The following is a 20,904-nucleotide window of genomic DNA, read 5'->3' as shown; positions in this document are numbered from 1 at the left end:
CGGAGTATTTTCAGCCTGGTGATGGGCAGAAGAGGCTCTTGCTGCATCACCAGGCTGGAAATACGCCCGCCGGAGGCGGCTGCCAGCGTCGCTCGCGCCCACGAAAAAGGCCGGGCGCCACGGGGACGTCCGGCCTTTTCGATCGGTCTGACAGGGCTCAGAGCAGGGATTTCACCTTCTCGGCCACGGCCTCGGCGGTGATGCCGAACTTCTCGTAGAGCTCTTCCGCCGGGGCGGAGGCGCCGAAGCTGGACATGCCGACGAAACCAGCCTTGGCCTCGCGGCCACGCTCACCGAGCAACCACTTGTCCCAGCCCTGGCGCACGCCGGCTTCGACCGCGACACGGACCGGACCCGCGGGCAGGACGCGCTTGCGGATCTTCTCGTCCTGCTCCTCGAAGAGCTCCCAGCAGGGCATCGAGACGACGCGCGTGCCGATGCCTTCGGCTTCCAGCAGCTTCTTGGCTTCCATGGCGATGGCAACCTCGGAGCCGGTGGCCATCAGGATGGCTTGGCGCTTGCCCTCGGCCTCTGCCAGCACATAGGCGCCCTGGGCGACCATGTTCTTCGACTTGTGCTCGGTGCGGACGGTGGGCAGGCCCTGACGGGTCAGCGAGAGCACCGAGGGGGTGCCCTTCTGGCTGAGCGCGATTTCCCAGGCTTCGGCGGTTTCCACCACGTCGGCGGGGCGGAAGACCAGGGTGTTGGGGGTGGCACGGCACATGGCCAGGTGCTCGACCGGCTGGTGGGTCGGGCCGTCTTCGCCGAGGCCGATGGAATCGTGGGTCATGACGTAGACCGGCGCGATCTGCATCAGGGCCGAGAGGCGCATGGCGGGACGCGCGTAATCGGTGAAGCAGAAGAAGGTGCCCGAGTAGGGCTTCACGCCGCCATGCAGCGCCATGCCGTTCATCGCCGAGGCCATGCCGTGTTCACGGATGCCCCAGTGCACGAAGCGGCCCTTGCGGTTGTCGGTGTCGAAGATCCCGAGGTCGCCGGTCTTGGTGTTGTTGGAGCCCGTCAGGTCGGCCGAGCCGCCCACGGTTTCCGGCATCACCGGGTTGATCACTTCCAGCGCCATCTCGGAGGCCTTGCGGGTCGCAACCTTGGGCAGGGTCTCGGAGGCCTGCTTCTTCAGCGCGCGGACAACGGAGGCCAGCTTCTTCGGCGCATCACCCGCGACGCGGCGCTGGAACTCTTCCTGCTTGCGCTCGGAGAGCGCGCCGAGGCGGCCTTCCCAGGCGAAACGCTCTTCCGAGCCGCGGCGGCCGATCTCTTCCCAGGCGGATTTGACATCCGAGGGGATCTCGAAGGCGCCGTGGTTCCAGCCGTAGGCGGCCTTGGCGGCCTCGAGCTGGCCGGCGTCGGTCAGTGCGCCATGGCCCTTGGAGGTGTCCTGTGCGGCATGGCCCAGGGCGATATGGGTCTTGCAGGCGATCATCGAGGGCTTGCCGGCCTTCTTGGCGGCGGTGATGGCCGCGTCGATGGCCTCGGGGTCGTGGCCGTCGATTTCCTGCACGTGCCAGTTGTTGGCCTTGAAGCGGGCCACCTGGTCGGTGCTGGACGAGAGCTCGACCTTGCCGTCGATGGTGATGTTGTTGTTGTCCCAGAAGACGATCAGCTTCGAGAGCTGGTGGCGCCCGGCGAGCGAGATCGCCTCTTCCGAGACACCTTCCATCAGGCAGCCGTCACCGGCGATGACATAGGTGTAGTGATCGACCAGCTTCTTGCCGAACTGGGCGCGCAGCATCTCTTCGGCCATGGCGAAACCGACCGAGTTGGCGATGCCCTGACCCAGCGGGCCGGTGGTGGTCTCGATGCCCTGGGCCAGGAAGTTCTCGGGGTGGCCGGCGGTGCGGGCGCCCCACTGGCGGAAGTTCTTCAGCTCTTCGATGGGGAACTGCTCGTAGCCGGTCAGGTGCAGCAGCGAGTAGATCAGCATGGAGCCGTGGCCGGCGGAGAGGATGAAGCGGTCGCGGTCGAACCAGGTCGGCTGGCTGGCGTCGAACTTCATGTGCTTCTCGAAAAGCACCGTGGCCACGTCTGCCATGCCCATGGGCATGCCGGAGTGACCCGAGTTTGCCGCCGCAACGGCGTCGAGGGTCAGGGCCCGGATGGCAGTGGCCTTGGACCAATGGTCCGGGTGGGCGGAGCGCAGCGCGTCGATATCCACGTGTGTTGTCCTCTCGCAGGGTCAGGCGGTCGATGTTAGCGCGCTCTTACCAGCCGCGGCGCGAAAGGCAAGCACAGCAGGGCATTTGTGCCGGTTTTCGCGCTGTATTTGGGAAAATCCGGGGGTTTGGCTACACTCCGCTCGATACGGGCCGAGCCGTTGATTCGGCTGCAATGACAAGGCTCTGGGCGAAAAGCCTCATCCCGAGAGCGGCGCGGGGGCGCCGGCCCGGTGATTTCGCTTTTTTCGGCTGGACCCAGGCGCCATGGCCCGTCGAGGCAAGAACAATGGTTTCGGTCCGGCCCCGAGGCGCGTAGGATGCCCGGACGGTATTCGAACGGCGAAGGGACGACACCCCCGGTAGCCGGGGGTCTGTGAGGCAGAGAATGAGTAACCTGGAAGAATTGCAGGGCCGGATCCTGGCGGCGATGGACCGGATCGGATCTGGTCTCGAGGGGCTGGTGCCCGCTCCGGCCCCTGGCGAAAGCCCGGAAGAGCTGAAGCAGTTGCTGGAAGACGAGCGCACCGCCAATGCCCAGCTCGAAGAGCGGGTGAAGGCGCTGCACCGCCGGCAGGAGGCGCTGGAGGCCGAGCTGGTCGAGGCACGCGCGGCACCTGCCGCCGGGCCCCGCGAGGATGTGACCCGCGCCATGGCCGACATGGAAGAGGCGGTGAGCCGCCTGCGCGCCGTCAACACCCGCCTGCGCGAGAACAACCGCCTGCTGCGCGAGGCCAAGGGCGGTGCAGACTCCGATGTGCTCAATGAAAGCATGGCGGCCGAGCTGGACGCGCTGCGTGCCGATCACGCCGCCGCCGGTGCCGAGGCCGAGACGATCCTGGCCGCGCTCGGCGCCCTGGTGGACGAGCCCGCGCCCGCAACGGAAGGGGAAGCCTGATGCCCGAGGTCGAGATCACCATCGGCGGACGCCGCTTCGACGTTGCCTGCCAGGATGGCGAAGAGCACTTCCTGGAAACCGCCGCGCAGATGCTGGACCGCGAGGCCAGCACCCTGGTGCAGCAGACCGGCCGCATCCCCGAAGGACGCATGCTGCTGATGGCCGGGCTGATGCTGGCCGATCGCACCGCCGGCGTCGAGGACCAGGTGCAGAGCCTGACGCTCGAGCTGAAGGCTGTGAAGGACGAGCTGGAAGCCCTGCGCAACGCCCCGCCGCCCGAGCCGCAGCGCGTCGAGGTGCCCGTGGTGCCCGCAGAGGTGACCGACACTCTGGCAGAGCTTGCCGCCCGCGCTGAATCGCTGGCCGAGCGGGTCGAGGAAGGCAACGGCCAGGCGCCGGGCCTGCGCGCCATCGAGGACGAGGGTTAGCCCCGCAGTCTCAAGACCTGAAGACAGCCCAAAGCAAACGGGGCAGAGGTTGCCCTCTGCCCCGTTTCCATATTGTCGGGATATGTCCCCGGCGGATCAGCCGTTGGCGGCGCGGATCTTGTCGGCGGCGTCCTTGTCGTAGGCCACGCCGTTCTCGTCGAAGAGACCGTCCAGCTCGCCCGAGAGGGTCATCTCGGTGATGATGTCGCAGCCGCCCACGAACTCGCCCTTGACGTAGAGCTGGGGAATGGTCGGCCAGTCGGAGTAATCCTTGATGCCCTGGCGGATCTCGTCATCGGCCAGCACGTTCACATCGGTGTATTCCACGCCCATGTAGTTCAGCACCCCGGCCACACGGCTGGAGAAACCACATTGCGGCATCGACTTGGTGCCCTTCATGTAGAGCACGACATCATTGCCTTTGACGGTCTCGTCGATACGGGTCTTGGCGTCGCTCATCTGGCATCCTTTCCGGGGCCTGGCCCCTTGCTGCCCCGCCGAGGGGGCACAGTTCATTCCGTTTGCGGGCTGTAGCGCCCCTGTTGGGTGCCGCTCAGGGCGCCTTGGTGGTCAGCGCCAGGGCGTGTAGCTCGCCGGCGGGGCCATCCATCTTGCCCTTGAGCGCCGCGTAGACCGCCCGCTGCTGTTGCACGCGGTTCTTGCCGCGGAAGCTCTCATCGACCACCATGGCCGAGAAATGCTGACCGTCATCGCCCTCGACGATGATCTGGGCATCGGGGAAACTCTCGCGGATGAGGGCTTCGATGTCAGAGGCCTGAATGGTCATGCATGTCTCCATTTGTCTTGGGCCTGAAATGTAAGCCCTGCCGGGCCGGGCCGCAAGGGCACCCGCATGGCTCTGGCACGGGCCCCTGCGCGGGCCCTTGTGCGCTGTCGCACGGGCTTTTCTGCCGGGCTGGACAGGGGCGGTGGCCCCTCGGCCGGGCGCTGGCAGCCTGGGTCTGCGCGGGCTCAGGCCAGGCGCAGACCCTGGGGCAAACGGGGCTGAGGCTCGACCCGCTCTGCCACCCAGCGTCGCAGGGCGGCGCATTGGCGGATCTGGCGGTTCTGGGTCAGCGGCAGCTGGATATGACAGGCCCGGAGCGCCGAGCGACAGCCCATGCCCTCGATCAGCATCAGCCGCCGGGGGGCTTCGGCGAGGACCAGGTTGTCGGGCCAGATGTCGCGGGTGACGATCCCGCTGGCGGCCAGGTTTTCGAGGAAATCCTCCAGCAACTCCGGGATCGAGGCATCGAGACGTCCGGTATTGGCCAGGTCGCGCAGGGTCGGCGCCAGCTCTCCGCCTGGAGCGCAGATCTTCTCGACCAGCAGCGCGGGGCCCAGATCGGTGGGGCAGATCCCCAGGTGCAGCGGCACGAAGCCGGGCAGGGTGCCCTCGCGCGCCACGGCGGAGAGGTACTCGGAGTATTCCAGATGCCAGCTGACGAGATGGCGGAAGCGTCTCAGCAGGGGGCGCTTGAAGCCGGGGCGCTGCATGCGCAGGGCGGCCCGGCCGTCCTGCCGCGGCAGTTTCAGCAAGAGGTCCTGGAAGCGCGGGTGCTGGTAGACCAGGCTCTCCTCGCCCGAGCGCAAAGGTTCCTGCCCGGCCAGCGTAACCGGCCCGGTGTCGAATTTTGTCATCTGTCCCATCCTGGGTCCTGTCCCTGGACCCCTGTTTCCCCCTCGGGGGCCTCAGAGGTAGCAACCGGGTGGGCACCGGTCCAGAAATAACACATCCGCTACCGTAGGTTTTTGGGCGCAAAGGCGCATCGGTGCAGGAAGTGGGCAGAAAATGACAAGGGCGGCGCCGGAAACCGGCACCGCCCCGTCAGGATGTCAAAGCGCGTGTCGCCGCGGCGCCGCGCTTAGGCGAAGGTCTCGCCGAAGGCATTGCGATAGAGGGCCGAGAGCTCCTCCAGCGGTGCAGAGCTGCCGCCCATGGTCACCGTGTCGCCGCCGAACTTGCCGACGGTGGTCAGGGTTACACCGGCCTTGCCGGCGGCCACCATCAGGGCCTCGGCGCTGTCAAAGTTGCAGGCCACAAGGTAGCGGCCTTGGTCTTCGCCAAAGAGCTGTGCCTGGTCGGTCAGATCCAGGGTCACGCCGACGCCTGCGGCCTCGGCCATCTCGAAGGCCGCCAGCGCGAGGCCGCCATCGGACAGGTCCGAGCAGACAGAGATCCATTCGACATTGTCGCGGATGAAGTCGCCATTGCGCTTCTCGGCGTCCAGGTCGACATGCGGTGCATCGCCCTCGGTCCGGTTGAAGACCTCTGCCAGCAGGGCCGACTGGCCCAGGTGGCCCTGGGTCTCGCCGATCAGCAGTGCCACGTGGCCTTCACGGGCGGTGCCGTCGATGGCCTTCTCGGCGCTTTCGATCAGACCCACGGCGCCGATGGTGGGGGTGGGCAGGATGCCCGAGCCATCGGTCTCGTTGTAGAGCGACACGTTGCCCGAAACGATGGGCATGTCGAGCGCCTGGCAGGCCTCGCCGATGCCCTTCAGGGCGCCGACGAACTGGCCCATGATCTCGGGCTTCTCGGGGTTGCCGAAGTTCAGGTTGTCGGTGGAGGCCAGCGGCTTGGCGCCGGAGGCGGTGAGGTTGCGATAGGCTTCCGCCACGGCCTGGCGGCCACCCTGCACCGGGTTCGCCTTGACGTAGCGCGGGGTCACGTCCGAGGTGAAGGCCAGCAGCTTGTCGGTGCCATGCACCCGCACCAGGCCGGAACCGAAGCCGGGGCCGCGCGCGGTATCGGCCATCACCATGCTGTCGTATTGCTCGTAGACCCACTGCCGCGAGCAGTAGTTCGGAGAGCCGATCAGCGCCTTCAGCCCGTCGATCGCATCAACCGTGGGGATATCGGCATCGGTGAGCGGCTCTGCCGCCGGGGTCTCGACCCAGGGGCGGTCATACTCGGGCGCCGAGGACGAGAGCTTGGACAGCGGCACATCGGCCCAGACCTTGCCCTGGTGGATGATCTCGAAACGGTCCTCGGCCATGGTCTCGCCGACGATGGCGAAGTCGAGGTCCCACTTCTCGAAGACGGCGCGGGCTTCGGCCTCCTTCTCGGGGTTGAGGACCATGAGCATGCGCTCCTGGCTTTCCGAGAGCATCATCTCGTAGGCGGTCATGTTCGGTTCGCGCTGCGGCACGTCGTCGAGGTTCAGGCGGATGCCGAGGCCGCCCTTGTCGCCCATCTCCACGGCCGAACAGGTCAGGCCTGCCGCGCCCATGTCCTGGATCGAGACCACGGCGCCGGTCTGCATCAGCTCGAGGCAGGCTTCCATCAGGCGCTTCTCGGTGAAGGGGTCGCCGACCTGAACGGTGGGACGCTTCTCTTCGATGGTGTCGTCGAATTCGGCCGAGGCCATGGTGGCACCGCCGACGCCGTCGCGGCCGGTCTTGGCGCCGAGGTAGACCACCGGCATGCCAACGCCGGAGGCGGCGGAGTAGAAGATCTTGTCGGCATCGGCGAGGCCGGCGGCAAAGGCGTTGACCAGGCAGTTGCCGTTATAGGCGGGGTCGAAGCGGATCTCGCCGCCGACGGTAGGCACGCCGAAGCAATTGCCGTAGCCTCCGATGCCCTCGACGACGCCATGCACCAGCTGCCGGGTCTTGGGGTGGTCCTTCTCGCCGAAGGAGAGCGCGTTCATCGCGGCAATGGGCCGGGCACCCATGGTGAAGACATCGCGCAGGATGCCGCCGACGCCGGTGGCCGCGCCCTGGTAGGGCTCGATGTAGGAGGGGTGGTTGTGGCTTTCCATCTTGAAGATGACGGCCTGGCCATCGCCGATATCGACCACGCCCGCGTTCTCGCCGGGGCCGCAGATCACCTGGGGGCCCTCGGTGGGCAGGGTGCGCAGCCACTTCTTCGAGGATTTGTAGGAGCAATGCTCGTTCCACATGGCCGAGAAGATGCCGAGCTCGGTGAAGCTGGGCGCGCGGTCCAGGATACGCAGGATCTCGGCGTATTCCTCATCGTTGATGCCGTGGCTGGCGATAAGGTCCTTGGTGATTTCCGGCTCTTGCATGCTGACCCCCTGGGTGACGTTGCCCGGCGTTTACGCGATGGCGCTGGTTTGGGGAAGGGGGGCAGGGCGATTTCCCTTGGATTGCGGGGGATGGGGGACGTCGCCGGAGAGGGGGCGCTGCCCCCGTCCGCCAGGGCGGACTCCCCCGGAGTACTTTCAGCCTGGTGATGTATGGGGCCCAATTCATCACCAGGCTGAAAATACTCCCGCCGGAGGCATCCTGCGGGGGTGTTTCGCGGTGTCCCAGAAGAAAGACGCGCCGTGTTTCGGCATGGGGGCCAAAAAAAAGGCCGGACACAAGGTCCGGCCAAGTCCAACAGGGAGGTATGAAGATGATGCGCTGGTAAGCGCGATCATCATCGAGTGCCCAGATATTGGTCGGAGTTGAAACGATCAAGTCCCAAAATGCCGCAGGCTTTACATTACTGCTATGCATTCAGCGCAGCCCTTGACCGGGGCTGTCGCTTTCCGCGGCTCACCTGTCGGTTGTGCGTTACTCGGCGTCGCGGTCGCGCAGGTCGCGGATCGTGCGGCGGTGCGCCATGATCTCTTCCTGGACGAATTCGCGGAACGCGGCGACTCGCTTGGAGTGGCGCAGCTCTTCGGGGAAGGCCAGGAAGACCGGCACTTCGCCCGACTCGATCTCGGGGAAGACCCGTTCGAGCGAGGGGAAGTCCTCGACGATGTAGTCGGGCAGCACGCCGATGCCGAGGTTGTGGACCACCGCCTGCAGCACGCCGAAGTAATTGTTCACCGTCAGCGTCGAGCGCACGTCAGAGGACATGAGCTGTGCCACCAGCGAGGCACCGGCAGAGACCTGCGGCGCCGAGGGGGTCTGGCAGATCAGGCGGTGCGGCGAGAGGTCTTCCAGCGTTTCCGGGCGACCGAAGCGGGCGATGTAATCGGCGGAGGCATAGCAGCGCATGCGGATCGACATCAGCTTCTTGCGGATCAGGTCGGCCTGGGAGGGCTCTTTCATACGCACGGCCACGTCGGCCTCGCGCATGGGCAGGTCCAGGACACGCTCTTCCAGCATCAGGTCGATCTTCAGATCGGGGTATTTCTCGTAGAGCTTGGGCAGCCGCGGCGCCAGCCAGAGGGTGCCGAAACCGACCGCCGTTGTCACGCGCAGCTCGCCGAAGACTTCCTCTTCGCTGTCGCGGATACGGGCGGTGGCGGTTTCCAGGCGCTTGGCCATGGCGCGGGTGGCGTCGAACAGCAATTCGCCCTGCTCGGTGAGAATCAGTCCGCGCGCGTGACGGTGGAAGAGGGTGGTGTTCAGGCTCTCTTCCAGGCCGCGTATCTGGCGGGAAACAGCCGATTGCGACAGATGCAGCGCATCGCCCGCATGGGTCAGGCTGCCGGCATCGGCCACCGCGTGGAAGATTCTGAGCTTATCCCAATCCATATTGAAACTGCCTGTCGCCGTTTTCGAGCTCCGCACAATATTTCTACTGCGGCTCACGTGGCGCTTGTCTTAACGGGGTCGCCCTTCTTTGGATAGCGAATTTTTCGTTATTTTTCGGCCCGGTCATCGGTGCTGACCCGTTCTTCGGCTATACTGCTTCCCAAGGAGGCACCAATATCATGAGCCAGGAGAAAATTTCTCTGAACGACCGGTTCGACCTCTCGAAGTCCCCGGTCCTGCTGAACGGAACCCAAGCCCTAGTCCGACTGATGCTGGCCCAGAAGGCCCGCGACGAGGCCGCCGGTCTCAACACCGCCGGCTATGTCACGGGCTATCGCGGTTCGCCGCTTGGTGCGGTCGACATGCAGATGCGGCGCGCGGGCAAGATCCTAGATGCCGCCGAGGTGCGCTTCGAGGAAGGGTTGAACGAGGACCTCGCGGCCACCGCCCTCTGGGGCGCGCAGCAGGCGCATCTGCGCGGAGAGGGGCGCTTCGACGGGGTCTTCGGGCTCTGGTATGGCAAGGGGCCTGGCGTCGACCGTTCGGGCGATGCGATGAAACATGCCAATATGGCGGGCACCGCGCCCCATGGCGGCGTGCTGATGGCCATGGGCGATGATCACACCGGCGAAAGCTCGACCGTGCTGCATCAGAGCGAATGGGCGCTGGTCGATGCCTATATGCCCATCGTTTCACCAGCGGGCGTGCAGGAGATCCTGGATCTGGGTATCTACGGCTATGCGCTCAGCCGTTATGCGGGCGTCTGGGTCGGGCTGAAGACGATGAAGGATACGGTCGAGGCGACCTCGGTCGTCGATGGCGATCCCTTCCGCATGAAGCTGGTCACACCAAGCGACTTCCCGATGCCCGAGGGCGGGGTGAACATCCGTCTCGGCGACAGCCCGCCCGAGCAGGAAGCGCGGATGATCGACCACAAGCGCTTTGCCGCAGAGGCCTTCGCCCGCGCCAATCGCATCGACAAGCGGATCTGGGGCAAGCCGGGGGCGAAGATCGGCTTCGTCTCGGCGGGCAAGAACTACCTTGACCTGGTTCATGCGCTGTCCCTGCTGGGCATCGACGAGGCCGAGGCCGAGCGGCTTGGCATCACCACCTACAAGGTGGCGCAGGTCTGGCCGCTGGACATGGACAGTTTCCACGAATGGGCCGAGGGGCTCGACCTGATCGTGGTGGTGGAAGAGAAGCGCAAGCTGATCGAGGTGCAGGTCAAGGAGGCGATCTTCGACGATCGCCGCGGCCGTCGCGTCTATGGCTGGCGCAAGGGTGGCGCCCATGCCGAAGAGCTGTTTCCGACCAAGGGCGCGCTCGATCCGGTCTGGATTGCCGAGAAGCTGGGCGCGATCCTGGTGGAAGAGGGGCGCGGTACCGAGGCGGTGCAGGCGGCACTGACCCGTTTCACCGAGACCCGCAGCAATGACAATGTCACCGACCTCGCGGCGCGGCTGCCCTATTTCTGCGCCGGCTGCCCGCACAACAGCTCGACCAAGATCCCCGAGGGCTCGCGGGCCTACGCGGGCATCGGCTGTCACTACATGGTGCAGTGGATGGACCGCGAGACCACCGGCTTCACCCATATGGGCGCCGAGGGCGCCAACTGGATCGGCGAGGCGCCGTTCTCGACCCGCGATCACGTCTTCCAGAACCTGGGCGACGGCACCTACAACCACTCGGGCATCCAGGCCATCCGTGCGGCCCAGGCGGCGGGTGTGAACATGACCTACAAGATCCTGTTCAACGATGCCGTGGCCATGACCGGCGGCCAGAAGAACGAGGGCGGGCTGACCGCCTATCGCATCGCCGAAGAGCTGAAGGGCATGGGGCTGGCCCATATCGCCGTGGTGCATGATCAGAAGGAAAATATTGATCTTTCGCAATTCCCGAAAGGGATCGAGATTGCCGAGCGCGCCGATCTGGAGGAGGTGCAGAGGAATATTGCAAAGGTCAAAGGCGTCTCGGCGCTGATCTACGTGCAGACCTGCGCCGCCGAGAAGCGCCGCCGGCGCAAGCGCAAGGAGTTCCCGGACCCCGACCAGCGGGTCTTCATCAATACCGATGTCTGCGAGGGCTGCGGCGATTGCGGCGTGCAGTCGAACTGCGTCGCAATCACCCCCGTCGAGACCGACTTCGGCCGCAAGCGCGCCATCGACCAATCGGCCTGCAACAAGGACTTCTCTTGCCTCAACGGCTTCTGCCCCAGCTTCGTGACGCTCGAGGGGGCTGTGCCCAAGAAGGCTCCGAAGCGCAGCCTGGAGCTGCCCGAGGGGATGGACCTGCCCGAGCTGCCCGAGATCCACGGCACCCACAACATCGTGCTGACCGGCGTCGGTGGCACCGGCGTCGTCACCATCGGTGCCGTGCTGGCGCAGGCGGCGCAGATCGACGGCAAGGGCGCCGGCATGATGGAGATGGCGGGCCTCGCCCAGAAGGGCGGCGCGGTGCATATCCATCTGCGGATCGGCGAGACGCCCGAGGATATCTCGGCCATCCGGGTTGCCGCGGGCGAGGCGCATGCCCTGATCGGGGGCGACCTGGTGGTCAGCGCGGGCTCGAAGACGCTTGGCCTGACCCGGCAGGGCCAGACCGGCGCGGTGGTGAACTCCCATGAGATCGTCACCGGAGATTTCACCCGAGATACCGAATTTACCCTGCCTTCTGAAAGGCTTGCCCTTCAGTTGCAGGCGCGGTTGCGGGATCGGGTAGAGCTCTTCGATGCCTCGGCCCTGGCGCAGGTCGCCATGGGGGACAGCATCTTTGCCAACATGATCCTTCTGGGGGCAGCCTGGCAGCAGGGGCTGGTGCCGCTCAGCCATGACGCGATCCGCCAGGCGGTGACGCTGAACGGCGCGGCGGTCGAGCGCAACCTGCATGCCTTCGAGGTCGGCCGCTACGCCGTGCTGCACAAGGAGGAGGTGGCGCAATTGATCGCCCCCGCGGCGCAGAAGCCCGAGCCGCTGAGCCTGGACGCGCTGATCGAGACCCGAGCGGCGCATCTGCGCAAGTACCAGAACCGCCGGCTGGCCCGTCGCTATCGCGCCATGGTGGATCGTTTCGAGGACGAGGAGCTGCGTGAAGCGGTGGCAAGATCGTATCACAAGCTCTTGGCATACAAGGATGAATACGAAGTTGCCCGGATGCATCTGGAGACCCGCGCCAAGGCGCGCGAGGTCTTCGACGGCGATTTCAGGATCTCCTACCACCTCGCGCCGCCGATGCTGGGCGGAGAGGATGGCACCGGACGTCCGAAGAAGCGCAAGTTCGGGCCCTGGATGAAGGCGCCCTTCTGGCTGCTGGCGCGGATGAAGGGGCTGCGGGGCACCCGGCTGGACCCTTTCGGCCGCCAGGCCGAACGCCGGATGGAACGCGGTCTGATCCGCCAGTTCGAGCAGGATATGGAAGATATCCTAAAGGGTTACGACCCGGAGTTGAAGGAAAGCGTCAAGGCGCTGATCGAGCTGCCGATGCAGATCCGCGGCTATGGTCCGGTCAAGGCCGAGAACGAGGCCCGCGCCGCCAAGCAGCGCGAGGCCTATCTTGCGGTGCTGCGCGACGGGCCGTTTCGGGCCGCTGCCGAGTAAGGCGCCGCGTGAGACGACTAGACCGGGCGCCGCTCTTGCGGCGCCCGAATGCGCTTCCCATCTGGTGGCAGGGCGGCCGGGGTGACGGTCGCCGCCACCTTCGCAACCGGGGGCGTTAACCGGCTGTTCGGGCCCCTCGGTCAGGATAGCGGGCAGCACCGCTGCGGGGGCGCAATTCACTGGAACGAATCCACCGCCGCCGGTAAGAGGGCGCGACCCGTTCGGACATGGCCATGACTGCAGAAATCCTCCCCTCTGAGCAGAATCCGCGTCCGCCGAGCGAGCGCCAGATCGCCCGCGATATCTCCTACGCCTCCAGCGCCGAGACGCGCTCGGGTCAGATGGTGATCCGTCTGATGGAGAACGCGCTTGGCCGCCCCTCGCTGATCCGCAGGGCCGATGGCTACGCCGAGGACGTGCGCGCAGGGCGCGACTTCTGGTCGGTGATGGTGGAGCGCTACGGGCTGCAACTGGAATACTCTGCCGGCAGCCTGCAGAACATCCCAGCCGAGGGCCCGGTGGTGGTGGTTGCCAACCACCCCTATGGCATTCTCGACGGGCTGATCCTGGGTCATATGCTGCAAGAGCGGCGCGGCGATTTCCGCATCCTCGCCAACAGGGTCTTCCGCAAGGCCAGCGATCTTGACCGGGTGATCCTGCCGATCAGCTTCGATGAGACCCGCGAGGCGGTACAGACCAATGTCGAGACCCGCCGCGAGGCGCTGCGCTACCTGCGCGAGGGCGGCGTGATGGGGGTCTTCCCCGGTGGCACCGTTTCGACCGCTGCCACGCCTTTCGCCCATCCCATGGACCCCGGCTGGCGCGGCTTCACCGCACGCATGATCGCCAAGAGCGAGGCCGCCGTGGTGCCGGTCTTCTTCGAGGGCACGACCTCGCGGCTCTTCCAACTGGCCAGCCATCTGCACCCGACCCTGCGCATGGGGCTGCTGCTGAAGGAGTTTCGTTCCCGTATCGACGGGCCGGTCCGCGTGGTGGTCGGAGAGCCGATCGCGCGCGAAGAATTGCGCAGCCGGGCAGGGGACACGAAGGCGATGATGGATTTCCTGCGCAGAGCGACGTATGAGCTTTCTCCAATGCCGTTGAAATCTTATGCATACGGCTACGAGTTCGAGGCGAAGCGCAGGGCAGAAGCCCGCGCGTAAGGCAGAGGCGGTGCCCGAGAGGGACCGGGGCATGACATGGCGGTAGGTATCTTCGATTCCGGTCTGGGCGGGCTGACGGTGCTGGACGCCTGTTCCAAGCGTCTGCCGGATGTGCCCTTCGTCTACCTGGGCGACCAGGCCCATGCGCCCTATGGCGTGCGCACCGCCGATGACATTCTCGATCTGACCAAGGCGGGCGTGCAGCGGCTTTTCGATGCCGGTTGCGACCTGGTGATCCTGGCCTGCAACACCGCCTCCGCCGCCGCGCTGCGCCGCATGCAGGAAAGCTGGGTGCCGGAAGGCAAGCGGGTGCTGGGGGTCTTCGTGCCGCTGATCGAGGCGCTGACCGAACGCCAGTGGGGCGACAATTCTCCGCCGCGCGAGGTCGCGGTGAAGCATGTGGCACTCTTTGCCACGCCTGCCACGGTCGCCAGCCGGGCCTTCCAGCGCGAGCTGGCCTTCCGCGCCATCGGCGTCGATGTCGAGGCCCAGGCCTGCGGCGGCGTGGTCGATGCCATCGAGGACGGCGACATGATCCTGGCCGAGGCGCTGGTGAACTCCCATGTCGATGCGCTGAAGCGCAAGATGCCCGAGCCCGAGGCGGCGATCCTGGGCTGCACCCATTACCCGCTGATGGCCGAGGCCTTCCAGCAGGCCCTGGGAGAGCACGTGACCGTCTATTCCCAGGCCAATCTGGTGGCCGAGTCTCTGGCCGATTACCTGGACCGCCACCCCGAGCGGCGCGGACCGGGCGAGGTCTCGATGTTCCTGACCACCGGCGATCCGGCGCGGGTCTCTTCCAGGGCCACGCAATTCCTCCGACGACGGTTGGATTTCCACGCCGCCTGAGGCGGTTGTCCAACGGGCCACAGGCCCTTGGCCCTGCGGCGTGCAGTCGCTGCAAGGGCTGAAATCCCTTGAATACGCGGCCCCCATGCCGCATCTAGAGCGCGTTTGACGCGCGGAGCCGACATGACCAAGAAAATCGCAATCATCGGCGCCTCGGGCTATACCGGGGCGGAACTGATCCGGCTGATCTCGACCCATCCGGGTCTGGAGATCGCCGCGCTGGCGGCCAATTCCAAGGCCGGCATGCGCATGGCCCAGGTCTTTCCCTTCCTGCGACACCTCGATCTGCCCGACCTGGTGACGGTGGATCAGATCGACTTTTCCCAGATCGACCTGGCCTTCTGCGCCCTGCCGCACAAGACCAGCCAGGAGGTCATCCGCGAGCTGCCCAAGTCGCTGAAGATCGTCGATCTTTCGGCCGACTTCCGGCTGCGTGATCCCGAGGTCTACAAGCAGTGGTACGGCAATGATCATGCCGCCGTCGAGATGCAGGGCGAGGCCGTCTATGGCCTGACCGAATTCTACCGCGACGAGATCAAGTCCGCGCGCCTCGTCGCCGGCACCGGTTGCAATGCGGCCACCGGCCAGTTCACCCTGCGCCCGCTGATCGAAGCCGGCGTGATCGGGCTCGACGACATCATCCTCGACATGAAATGCGCCGTCTCCGGCGCGGGGCGGTCGTTGAAGGAAAACCTGCTGCATGCCGAGCTGTCGGAGGGCTACAACGCCTATGCCGTCGGCGGCAAGCACCGGCACCTGGGCGAGTTCGACCAGGAGTTCAGCAAGCTGGCGGGGCGCGAGGTGAAGATCCAGTTCACGCCGCATCTGCTGCCGGTGAACCGGGGCATCCTGTCCACGGGCTATGTCTCGGGCGATGCGCAGGAGGTCTATGACACCATGGTCGCGGCCTATGCGGGAGAACCCTTCATCCAGGTGCTGCCCTTTGGCGAGGTGCCCTCGACCCACGACGTGCGGGGCTCGAACTTCGTCCATATCGGCGTCACCGGCGACCGTATCGCGGGCCGGGCCATCGTGGTGACGGTGCTCGACAACCTGTGCAAGGGGTCCTCCGGCCAGGCGCTGCAGAACGCCAACCTGATGCTGGGGCTCGATGAGACCGCTGGTCTGATGGGGGCGGCACTTTTCCCGTAACACATGAGGTTTGGAGGGTAAGCCGATGAAAGGCTTGAAGAAGAAGCGCCGCGTGCAAATCATCGTGCTGGCCTTCGTGGCGCTTGCCATCTCTGGCGCGCTGATTGGCTATGCCTTCCAGGACGGCATCAACTTCTTCCGCTCTCCGAGCCAGGTGGCCGAGGCACCGCCCGCGCCGAACGAGGTGTTCCGCCTGGGCGGGCTGGTATCCGAGGGGTCCCTGGAGCGCGGCGAGGTGATCCGCTTTTCGGTGACCGATGGCGGGGCAACGGTGCCGGTGACCTATCGCGGCATCCTGCCCGACCTCTTCGAAGAGAACCAGGGCATGATCGGCACCGGCAGCCTCGTCGATGGTGTCTTCGTGGCGACCGAGATCCTCGCCAAGCACGACGAGAGCTATATGCCGAAAGAGGTCGTGGACGCGCTGAAAGAGCAGGGCGTCTACCAGCCGCCCGAGAGCTGATCCCCCAGGCGCAGTGACGGACGGCTTGGCGAGACCGGGCCTCCGCGCGCTGCCGTTGCGCGCCGTTAACCCTTCCCGCGCAGGCTGATCCCCGAGGCAAAGCTTCGGGAGATTGCACCATGTCCTTGGATGTTCAGCAGATTGCGGATGAGATCCTGACCCGCGAGGGCGGGTTCGTGAATGATCCCGACGATCCCGGCGGGGCGACCAATCACGGGGTGACGATCCACACCATGCGCCGCCTGGGCCTTGACCTCGATGATGACGGCGATGTGGACGTGGCGGATGTGCAGCGCCTGAGCCGCGACAAGGCGCGCGAGATCTTCCTGGATCACTACTTCCACAAGCCGCGCATCGCCGATCTGCCGGAGCCGCTCTGGGCCTCGGTCTTCGACATGTATGTCAACGCCGGTGCCAATGCGGTGAAGATCCTGCAGCGGCTGCTGCGCGAGATGGGGTGGGAGATCAGCGCCGATGGTGTCATCGGGCCGCGCACCATCGCGGCCTGCCACGAGGCCCATGCCGCTGCCGCCGACTACATCGTCGATGCCTATGGAATCGCGCGGCGCAACTACTACTTCCGCATCGCCGATGCCCGCGCTCGGAGCCGCAAGTACTGCCGCACCCGTTCGGGCGGCAAGGGCGGCTGGATCAGGCGCGCCGAGAGCTTCATTGCGCCGCGCTACCACATGTCGGACGCGGAATTCGCCGAGAGGGTCGCGGCATGGGGCTGATGTCAGGTCTTCTGGAGGTCGTCTTCGGCGGCGGGCGCAACGTGATCCGCGATACTGCAGAGGTGTTCCGGACCAATGCCGAAGCCACGGACCAGCGCGACCTGGCAGCCTTCCAGGCGGCCCTGGCGCAGCATGGGCGGGAGTTCCGCGACCAGCGCAGGGGCTTTGACCGTTTCATGGACGGGCTGAACCGGCTGCCCCGGCCGGCCATGGCCCTTGGCGCCATCGGCCTCTTCGTCTCGGCGATGTGGGATCCGGTGTGGTTTTCCGAACGGATGCAAGGGCTTGCCCTGGTGCCCGAGGCGCTCTGGTGGCTCCTGGGGGCGGTGGTCAGCTTCTACTTCGGGGCAAGGCACCAGGTGAAGGGACAGGAATTCCAGCGCGAGATCGCCCGCAGCATGACCCTTGTGCCGCAGGTGGTCGAGAACATCGAAGCGTTGCGCCAGTTGGACGCGCCGGACTTGGCAGAGCCGGTCCGGGCGGCAGAGGCGCCGGGAGGTGCGAACCCGGCGCTTGAGGCCTGGCGCAAGGCCGGGTGAGCCCTGGGGGGCGATCCGGGGGCAGGGGCGCGACAATTCGGTCGCGTCCCTGCCGCGCATTTGAATTGAGGCCTGACCAGCCCTGAGACTATAGTCCGGGCATGATGACAGAACTTGGCCATTTCGCCCTGATCCTCGCCTTCGCCGTGGCCCTCTTCCAGGCGGTGGTGCCCCTTGTCGGCGCCTGGCGCCGCTGGCCCGGCTGGATGGCGGCCGCCGAGCCCGCCGCCGTGACCCAGGCGCTGCTGGTGGCCTTCGCCTTTGCCGCCCTGACATGGGCCTTCGTGACCTCTGATTTCTCGCTGCGGCTGGTCTGGGCCAACAGCCATTCCGCCAAGCCGATGCTCTACAAGATCACCGGGGTCTGGGGTAACCACGAGGGTTCCATGCTGCTCTGGGTGCTCATCGTGGCGCTCTTCGGTGGCGCGGCGGCGCTCTTCGGAGACAACCTGCCCGCCAGCCTGCGCGCCCGCGTCCTCGGGGTGCAGGGGCTGATCGGCGCGGCCTTCCTGGCTTTCCTTCTGTTCACCTCGAATCCCTTCCTGCGCCTGGCAGTGCCGCCCTTCGACGGGCAGGACCTGAACCCGCTGCTGCAGGACCCCGGCCTCGCCTTCCATCCGCCCTTCCTCTACCTCGGCTACGTGGGCCTCTCGATGTCCTTCAGCTTCGCCGTGGCGGCGCTGCTGGAAGGCCGCGTCGATGCCGCCTGGGGTCGCTGGGTGCGGCCCTGGACCCTGGCTGCCTGGATCTTCCTGACCATCGGCATCGCGCTTGGCTCGTGGTGGGCCTATTACGAGCTGGGCTGGGGCGGCTTCTGGTTCTGGGACCCGGTCGAGAACGCCTCCTTCATGCCCTGGCTGGTCTCTGCGGCGCTGCTGCATTCGGCCATCGTGGTCGAGAAGCGCGAGAGCCTGAAGGCCTGGACAATCCTGCTGGCGATCACCGCCTTCGGCTTCTCGCTGATCGGCGCTTTCATCACGCGCTCCGGCGTCATCACCTCGGTCCACGCCTTTGCCAACGACCCCGAGCGCGGCGTCTTCCTGCTGGCCATCACCGGCCTCTTCATGGGCGGGGCGCTGACACTCTTTGCCTTCCGCGCCGACGAGCTCTCGGCCAAGGGGGTCTTCGGCATGGTCAGCCGCGAGTCGGCGCTGGTGCTGAACAACATCTTGCTGGCGGTGGCGGCCTTCGTGGTCTTCGTCGGCACCATCTGGCCGCTGGCGATCGAGCTCGCCTCGGACCAGGAGATCTGGCGGCTTGGCGGGGCGGCTTTCCGCAACCCCTTCTATGCGCTTGGCCTTTTCGATCACCCCGAGAAGCTGTCGGTGGGGGCGCCCTTCTTCAACATGGCCTTCACCCCCTTCATGGTGGCGCTCGGCGCGGTGCTGCCCCTGGGCGCTATGCTGCCCTGGAAGCGGGCCCGGCTCGGCCGGGTCATGCCGCGCCTCATCCCGGCCGCCGTGCTGGCCCTGGCGGTGCTGGCGCTCTTCTTTGCCCTGCAGACGGGGCGCTCGGCACTTGGTCCAGTGGGGCTGATGCTGGGAGCCTGGCTGGTGGCGGGCGCCGTGGCGGATCTCTGGACGCGCAAGGGCAAGGGGCCGCTTTCGCGGCTCTGGCGCCTGCCGCGCGCCGACTGGGGCCGGGCGGTGGCCCATGCGGGACTTGGCGTCTGCATGGCGGGCATCGCCTCGATGCTGGCCTGGCAGGAAGAGGATATCCGCGTGGTGCAACCCGGCGACCGGGTCGAGATCGCGGGCTACGAGCTGCAGCTGCAGGGGGTGAACCGGGTCGAGGGCCCGAACTATGTCTCGACCATGGCCGATGTGGCGCTGTCGAAGAACGGCCGCACGATCGGCCTGCTGCACCCCGAGAAGCGGGTCTACCCGGTAGCGGGCATGCCCACCACCGAGGCCGCGATCAACAACGGTTTCCTGCGCGATATCTACGTTGCGCTCGGCGATCCGCAGCCGGACGGGGGCTGGGCCATGCGCAGCTACTACAAGCCCCTGGCCAACTGGATCTGGGGCGGCGCCATCCTGATGGCGCTCGGTGGCGGCCTGAGCCTGTCGGACCGGCGCTACCGCGTCGCGGCGGGGGCGGCAAGGACCGTGAAGGCGCAGGGAGTGCCGGCGGAATGACCTGGCTGAGACGGATGGTGGATAGCATCCACCCGACGCTGTTGGTGCTGGCGGTGCTGGTGCTGGCAAGCCCGGCCCTGGCGGTGCAGCCCGACGAGATGCTGGACGACCCGGTGCTGGAAGAACGCGCCCGCGAGATCAGCAAGGAGCTGCGCTGCCTGGTCTGCCGCAACGAGAACATCGACGATTCCAACGCCGAGCTGGCCCGTGACCTGCGCCTGCTGGTGCGAGAGCGCCTGCTGGAAGGCGACACCGATGAAGAGGTGCTGGACCATATCGTCGGGCGCTACACCGAATACGTGCTGCTCAAGCCCACGACGGGCGGGCTGAACATCGTGCTCTGGGCCGCGGGCCCGCTGATGCTGCTCTTCGGCCTGGGCCTCGGCCTGGGCTTCGTGCGGGCGCGGGGACGGGCCCAGGCGGGGGCAGATGTGCTCTCGGACGAGGAAGAAGCGCGCTTGCAGGAAATCCTGAAGAAATGACGCTGTGTTCAGGTTTGACGCGGGGGCGCATCCGGGCTTCTGTGGAGCCGAGGATGACAGGAGGAGGGCTCTCGTGAGCTATCAGACCATTTCGCTGGAAATCGAGGCCGATATCGCCGTGCTGCGGCTGACCCGGCCCGAGGTGATGAACGCGCTGAACAGCCAGATGCGGGCCGAGATCGCCGATGCGGTGCGGGTCGCCGGAGAGAAGGCGCGGGTGCTGGTGCTTACCGCCGAGGGCCGGGCCTTCTGCTCGGGCCAGGACCTGAGCGATCGGGCCAATGTGGCCAATCCGGATCTCGAGCGCACCCTGCGCGACGAATACGTGCCGATGCTGAAGGCCATCGTGGATTGCCCGATCCCCACCATCGCGGCCGTTAACGGCGCCGCAGCCGGGGCAGGCGCCAACCTCGCGCTCTGCGCCGATGTGGTGATCGCGGCCGAGAGCGCCTATTTCCTGCAGGCCTTCACCCGGATCGCCCTGGTGCCGGATGCCGGCGGGACCTACTTCCTGCCGCGTTCCATGGGCAGCCAGAAAGCCATGGGGGCCGCGCTCTTCGCCGAGAAGATCACCGCCGCCCAGGCCGACGCCTGGGGCATGATCTGGGAGGCTGTTCCGGACGAGGGCTTCGAAGCCCACTGGCGCGCAAGGGCCGAACACCTGGCCAAGGGGCCGACCGCCACCTATGCCGAGGTCAAGCAGATCATCCGCGGTTCCTGGCAGAGCGACCTGGACGGCCAGCTCGAGGCCGAGGGCAAGGCCCAGGGTCGCTGCGGCCAGAGCCGTGACTTCAAGGAGGGCGTCGTGTCATTCCTGGAAAAGCGCCCGCCCCACTTTGAAGGCCGCTGAAAGAG

At 66.4% G+C, this 20,904-nt stretch carries 18 protein-coding genes; 12 read left to right on the top strand and 6 right to left on the bottom strand.

Annotated elements, in window-relative coordinates:
- Window positions 1-157: 157 nt before the first annotated feature.
- The gene (gene tkt, locus CRO50_RS15270) at window positions 158-2,173 is read right to left on the bottom strand and encodes a transketolase (RefSeq protein ID WP_097146793.1); all 2,016 of its coding nucleotides are present in this window, start codon (window positions 2,171-2,173) and stop codon (window positions 158-160) included.
- A gap of 386 nt (window positions 2,174-2,559) precedes the next feature.
- Here tkt and CRO50_RS15265 point away from each other — a divergent pair, with 386 nt between their 5' ends.
- Complete coding sequence (locus CRO50_RS15265; RefSeq protein WP_097146792.1) at window positions 2,560-3,069, top strand: hypothetical protein; 510 nt, start codon at window positions 2,560-2,562, stop codon at window positions 3,067-3,069.
- The gene (locus CRO50_RS15260) at window positions 3,069-3,497 is read left to right on the top strand and encodes a cell division protein ZapA (protein WP_097146791.1); all 429 of its coding nucleotides are present in this window, start codon (window positions 3,069-3,071) and stop codon (window positions 3,495-3,497) included. Before CRO50_RS15265 ends, CRO50_RS15260 begins: the two co-directional genes overlap by 1 nt.
- 96 nt (window positions 3,498-3,593) lie before the next feature.
- On the opposite strand, the gene grxD is transcribed toward CRO50_RS15260, so the two are convergent.
- The 5 genes from grxD to CRO50_RS15235 form a co-directional block, all read right to left on the bottom strand.
- Window positions 3,594-3,956, bottom strand: coding sequence for a Grx4 family monothiol glutaredoxin (grxD, locus tag CRO50_RS15255; protein WP_097146790.1), 363 nt, complete (start codon window positions 3,954-3,956; stop codon window positions 3,594-3,596).
- Window positions 3,957-4,050: 94 nt separating this feature from the next.
- Window positions 4,051-4,284: a BolA/IbaG family iron-sulfur metabolism protein gene (locus tag CRO50_RS15250; protein WP_097146985.1), complete on the bottom strand. Its 234-nt coding sequence runs from the start codon at window positions 4,282-4,284 to the stop codon at window positions 4,051-4,053.
- 185 nt (window positions 4,285-4,469) lie between these two features.
- Window positions 4,470-5,138, bottom strand: a complete 669-nt coding sequence (locus tag CRO50_RS15245; RefSeq protein WP_157791762.1) for a YrbL family protein — start codon at window positions 5,136-5,138, stop codon at window positions 4,470-4,472.
- 224 nt (window positions 5,139-5,362) lie between these two features.
- A complete protein-coding gene (gene purL, locus CRO50_RS15240) occupies window positions 5,363-7,528 on the bottom strand; it encodes a phosphoribosylformylglycinamidine synthase subunit PurL (RefSeq protein WP_097146788.1) in 2,166 nt (721 codons plus the stop codon).
- 493 nt (window positions 7,529-8,021) lie between these two features.
- Window positions 8,022-8,936, bottom strand: a complete 915-nt coding sequence (locus CRO50_RS15235) for a LysR family transcriptional regulator (protein ID WP_097146787.1) — start codon at window positions 8,934-8,936, stop codon at window positions 8,022-8,024.
- A gap of 179 nt (window positions 8,937-9,115) precedes the next feature.
- Here CRO50_RS15235 and CRO50_RS15230 point away from each other — a divergent pair, with 179 nt between their 5' ends.
- The 10 genes from CRO50_RS15230 to CRO50_RS15185 all read left to right on the top strand — a co-directional run bounded on the left by CRO50_RS15230 (window position 9,116) and on the right by CRO50_RS15185 (window position 20,899).
- Complete coding sequence (locus CRO50_RS15230; RefSeq protein ID WP_097146786.1) at window positions 9,116-12,529, top strand: indolepyruvate ferredoxin oxidoreductase family protein; 3,414 nt, start codon at window positions 9,116-9,118, stop codon at window positions 12,527-12,529.
- A gap of 233 nt (window positions 12,530-12,762) precedes the next feature.
- Window positions 12,763-13,692, top strand: a complete 930-nt coding sequence (locus CRO50_RS15225; RefSeq protein ID WP_097146984.1) for a lysophospholipid acyltransferase family protein — start codon at window positions 12,763-12,765, stop codon at window positions 13,690-13,692.
- A 36-nt stretch (window positions 13,693-13,728) separates the two neighbouring features.
- The gene (locus CRO50_RS15220; protein WP_097146785.1) at window positions 13,729-14,541 is read left to right on the top strand and encodes a glutamate racemase; all 813 of its coding nucleotides are present in this window, start codon (window positions 13,729-13,731) and stop codon (window positions 14,539-14,541) included.
- A 123-nt stretch (window positions 14,542-14,664) separates the two neighbouring features.
- The gene (gene argC, locus CRO50_RS15215) at window positions 14,665-15,693 is read left to right on the top strand and encodes an N-acetyl-gamma-glutamyl-phosphate reductase (RefSeq protein WP_097146784.1); all 1,029 of its coding nucleotides are present in this window, start codon (window positions 14,665-14,667) and stop codon (window positions 15,691-15,693) included.
- A 25-nt stretch (window positions 15,694-15,718) separates the two neighbouring features.
- Complete coding sequence (ccmE, locus tag CRO50_RS15210) at window positions 15,719-16,156, top strand: cytochrome c maturation protein CcmE (protein ID WP_097146783.1); 438 nt, start codon at window positions 15,719-15,721, stop codon at window positions 16,154-16,156.
- Between the two features lie 119 nt (window positions 16,157-16,275).
- Window positions 16,276-16,890 carry a holin-associated N-acetylmuramidase gene (locus CRO50_RS15205; RefSeq protein ID WP_097146782.1) on the top strand — a complete coding sequence of 205 codons (615 nt, stop codon included), beginning with the start codon at window positions 16,276-16,278 and terminating at the stop codon, window positions 16,888-16,890.
- Window positions 16,881-17,429: a holin family protein gene (locus CRO50_RS15200; RefSeq protein WP_097146781.1), complete on the top strand. Its 549-nt coding sequence runs from the start codon at window positions 16,881-16,883 to the stop codon at window positions 17,427-17,429. The genes CRO50_RS15205 and CRO50_RS15200 overlap by 10 nt, the downstream gene beginning before the upstream one ends.
- 101 nt (window positions 17,430-17,530) lie before the next feature.
- The gene (locus CRO50_RS15195; protein WP_097146780.1) at window positions 17,531-19,567 is read left to right on the top strand and encodes a heme lyase CcmF/NrfE family subunit; all 2,037 of its coding nucleotides are present in this window, start codon (window positions 17,531-17,533) and stop codon (window positions 19,565-19,567) included.
- Window positions 19,564-20,049 carry a cytochrome c-type biogenesis protein gene (locus tag CRO50_RS15190; RefSeq protein ID WP_232617801.1) on the top strand — a complete coding sequence of 162 codons (486 nt, stop codon included), beginning with the start codon at window positions 19,564-19,566 and terminating at the stop codon, window positions 20,047-20,049. The genes CRO50_RS15195 and CRO50_RS15190 overlap by 4 nt, the downstream gene beginning before the upstream one ends.
- Before the next feature lie 73 nt (window positions 20,050-20,122).
- A complete protein-coding gene (locus tag CRO50_RS15185; protein WP_097146779.1) occupies window positions 20,123-20,899 on the top strand; it encodes an enoyl-CoA hydratase-related protein in 777 nt (258 codons plus the stop codon).
- Window positions 20,900-20,904: the final 5 nt, after the last annotated feature.

Origin of the sequence: Pseudooceanicola antarcticus, assembly GCF_900215355.1 — a bacterium.
Lineage (GTDB): Bacteria > Pseudomonadota > Alphaproteobacteria > Rhodobacterales > Rhodobacteraceae > Pseudooceanicola > Pseudooceanicola antarcticus.
The sequence above is the reverse complement of the archived record's forward strand: the minus strand, read 5'-3'. Positions and strand labels throughout refer to the sequence as shown.

Excerpts from the sequence above, each read along its gene's own strand:
- argC (WP_097146784.1), top strand. The coding sequence starts at position 14,665 with ATGACCAAGAAAATCGCAATCATCGGCGCCTCGGGCTATACCGGGGCG.
- CRO50_RS15205 (WP_097146782.1), top strand. The coding sequence starts at position 16,276 with ATGTCCTTGGATGTTCAGCAGATTGCGGATGAGATCCTGACCCGCGAG.
- ccmE (WP_097146783.1), top strand. The coding sequence starts at position 15,719 with ATGAAAGGCTTGAAGAAGAAGCGCCGCGTGCAAATCATCGTGCTGGCC.
- CRO50_RS15190 (WP_232617801.1), top strand. The coding sequence starts at position 19,564 with ATGACCTGGCTGAGACGGATGGTGGATAGCATCCACCCGACGCTGTTG.
- CRO50_RS15265 (WP_097146792.1), top strand. The coding sequence starts at position 2,560 with ATGAGTAACCTGGAAGAATTGCAGGGCCGGATCCTGGCGGCGATGGAC.
- CRO50_RS15230 (WP_097146786.1), top strand. The coding sequence starts at position 9,116 with ATGAGCCAGGAGAAAATTTCTCTGAACGACCGGTTCGACCTCTCGAAG.
- CRO50_RS15235 (WP_097146787.1), bottom strand. The coding sequence starts at position 8,936 with ATGGATTGGGATAAGCTCAGAATCTTCCACGCGGTGGCCGATGCCGGC.
- CRO50_RS15220 (WP_097146785.1), top strand. The coding sequence starts at position 13,729 with ATGGCGGTAGGTATCTTCGATTCCGGTCTGGGCGGGCTGACGGTGCTG.
- CRO50_RS15245 (WP_157791762.1), bottom strand. The coding sequence starts at position 5,138 with ATGACAAAATTCGACACCGGGCCGGTTACGCTGGCCGGGCAGGAACCT.
- CRO50_RS15260 (WP_097146791.1), top strand. The coding sequence starts at position 3,069 with ATGCCCGAGGTCGAGATCACCATCGGCGGACGCCGCTTCGACGTTGCC.
- CRO50_RS15200 (WP_097146781.1), top strand. The coding sequence starts at position 16,881 with ATGGGGCTGATGTCAGGTCTTCTGGAGGTCGTCTTCGGCGGCGGGCGC.
- CRO50_RS15195 (WP_097146780.1), top strand. The coding sequence starts at position 17,531 with ATGATGACAGAACTTGGCCATTTCGCCCTGATCCTCGCCTTCGCCGTG.
- CRO50_RS15225 (WP_097146984.1), top strand. The coding sequence starts at position 12,763 with ATGACTGCAGAAATCCTCCCCTCTGAGCAGAATCCGCGTCCGCCGAGC.
- purL (WP_097146788.1), bottom strand. The coding sequence starts at position 7,528 with ATGCAAGAGCCGGAAATCACCAAGGACCTTATCGCCAGCCACGGCATC.
- grxD (WP_097146790.1), bottom strand. The coding sequence starts at position 3,956 with ATGAGCGACGCCAAGACCCGTATCGACGAGACCGTCAAAGGCAATGAT.
- CRO50_RS15250 (WP_097146985.1), bottom strand. The coding sequence starts at position 4,284 with ATGACCATTCAGGCCTCTGACATCGAAGCCCTCATCCGCGAGAGTTTC.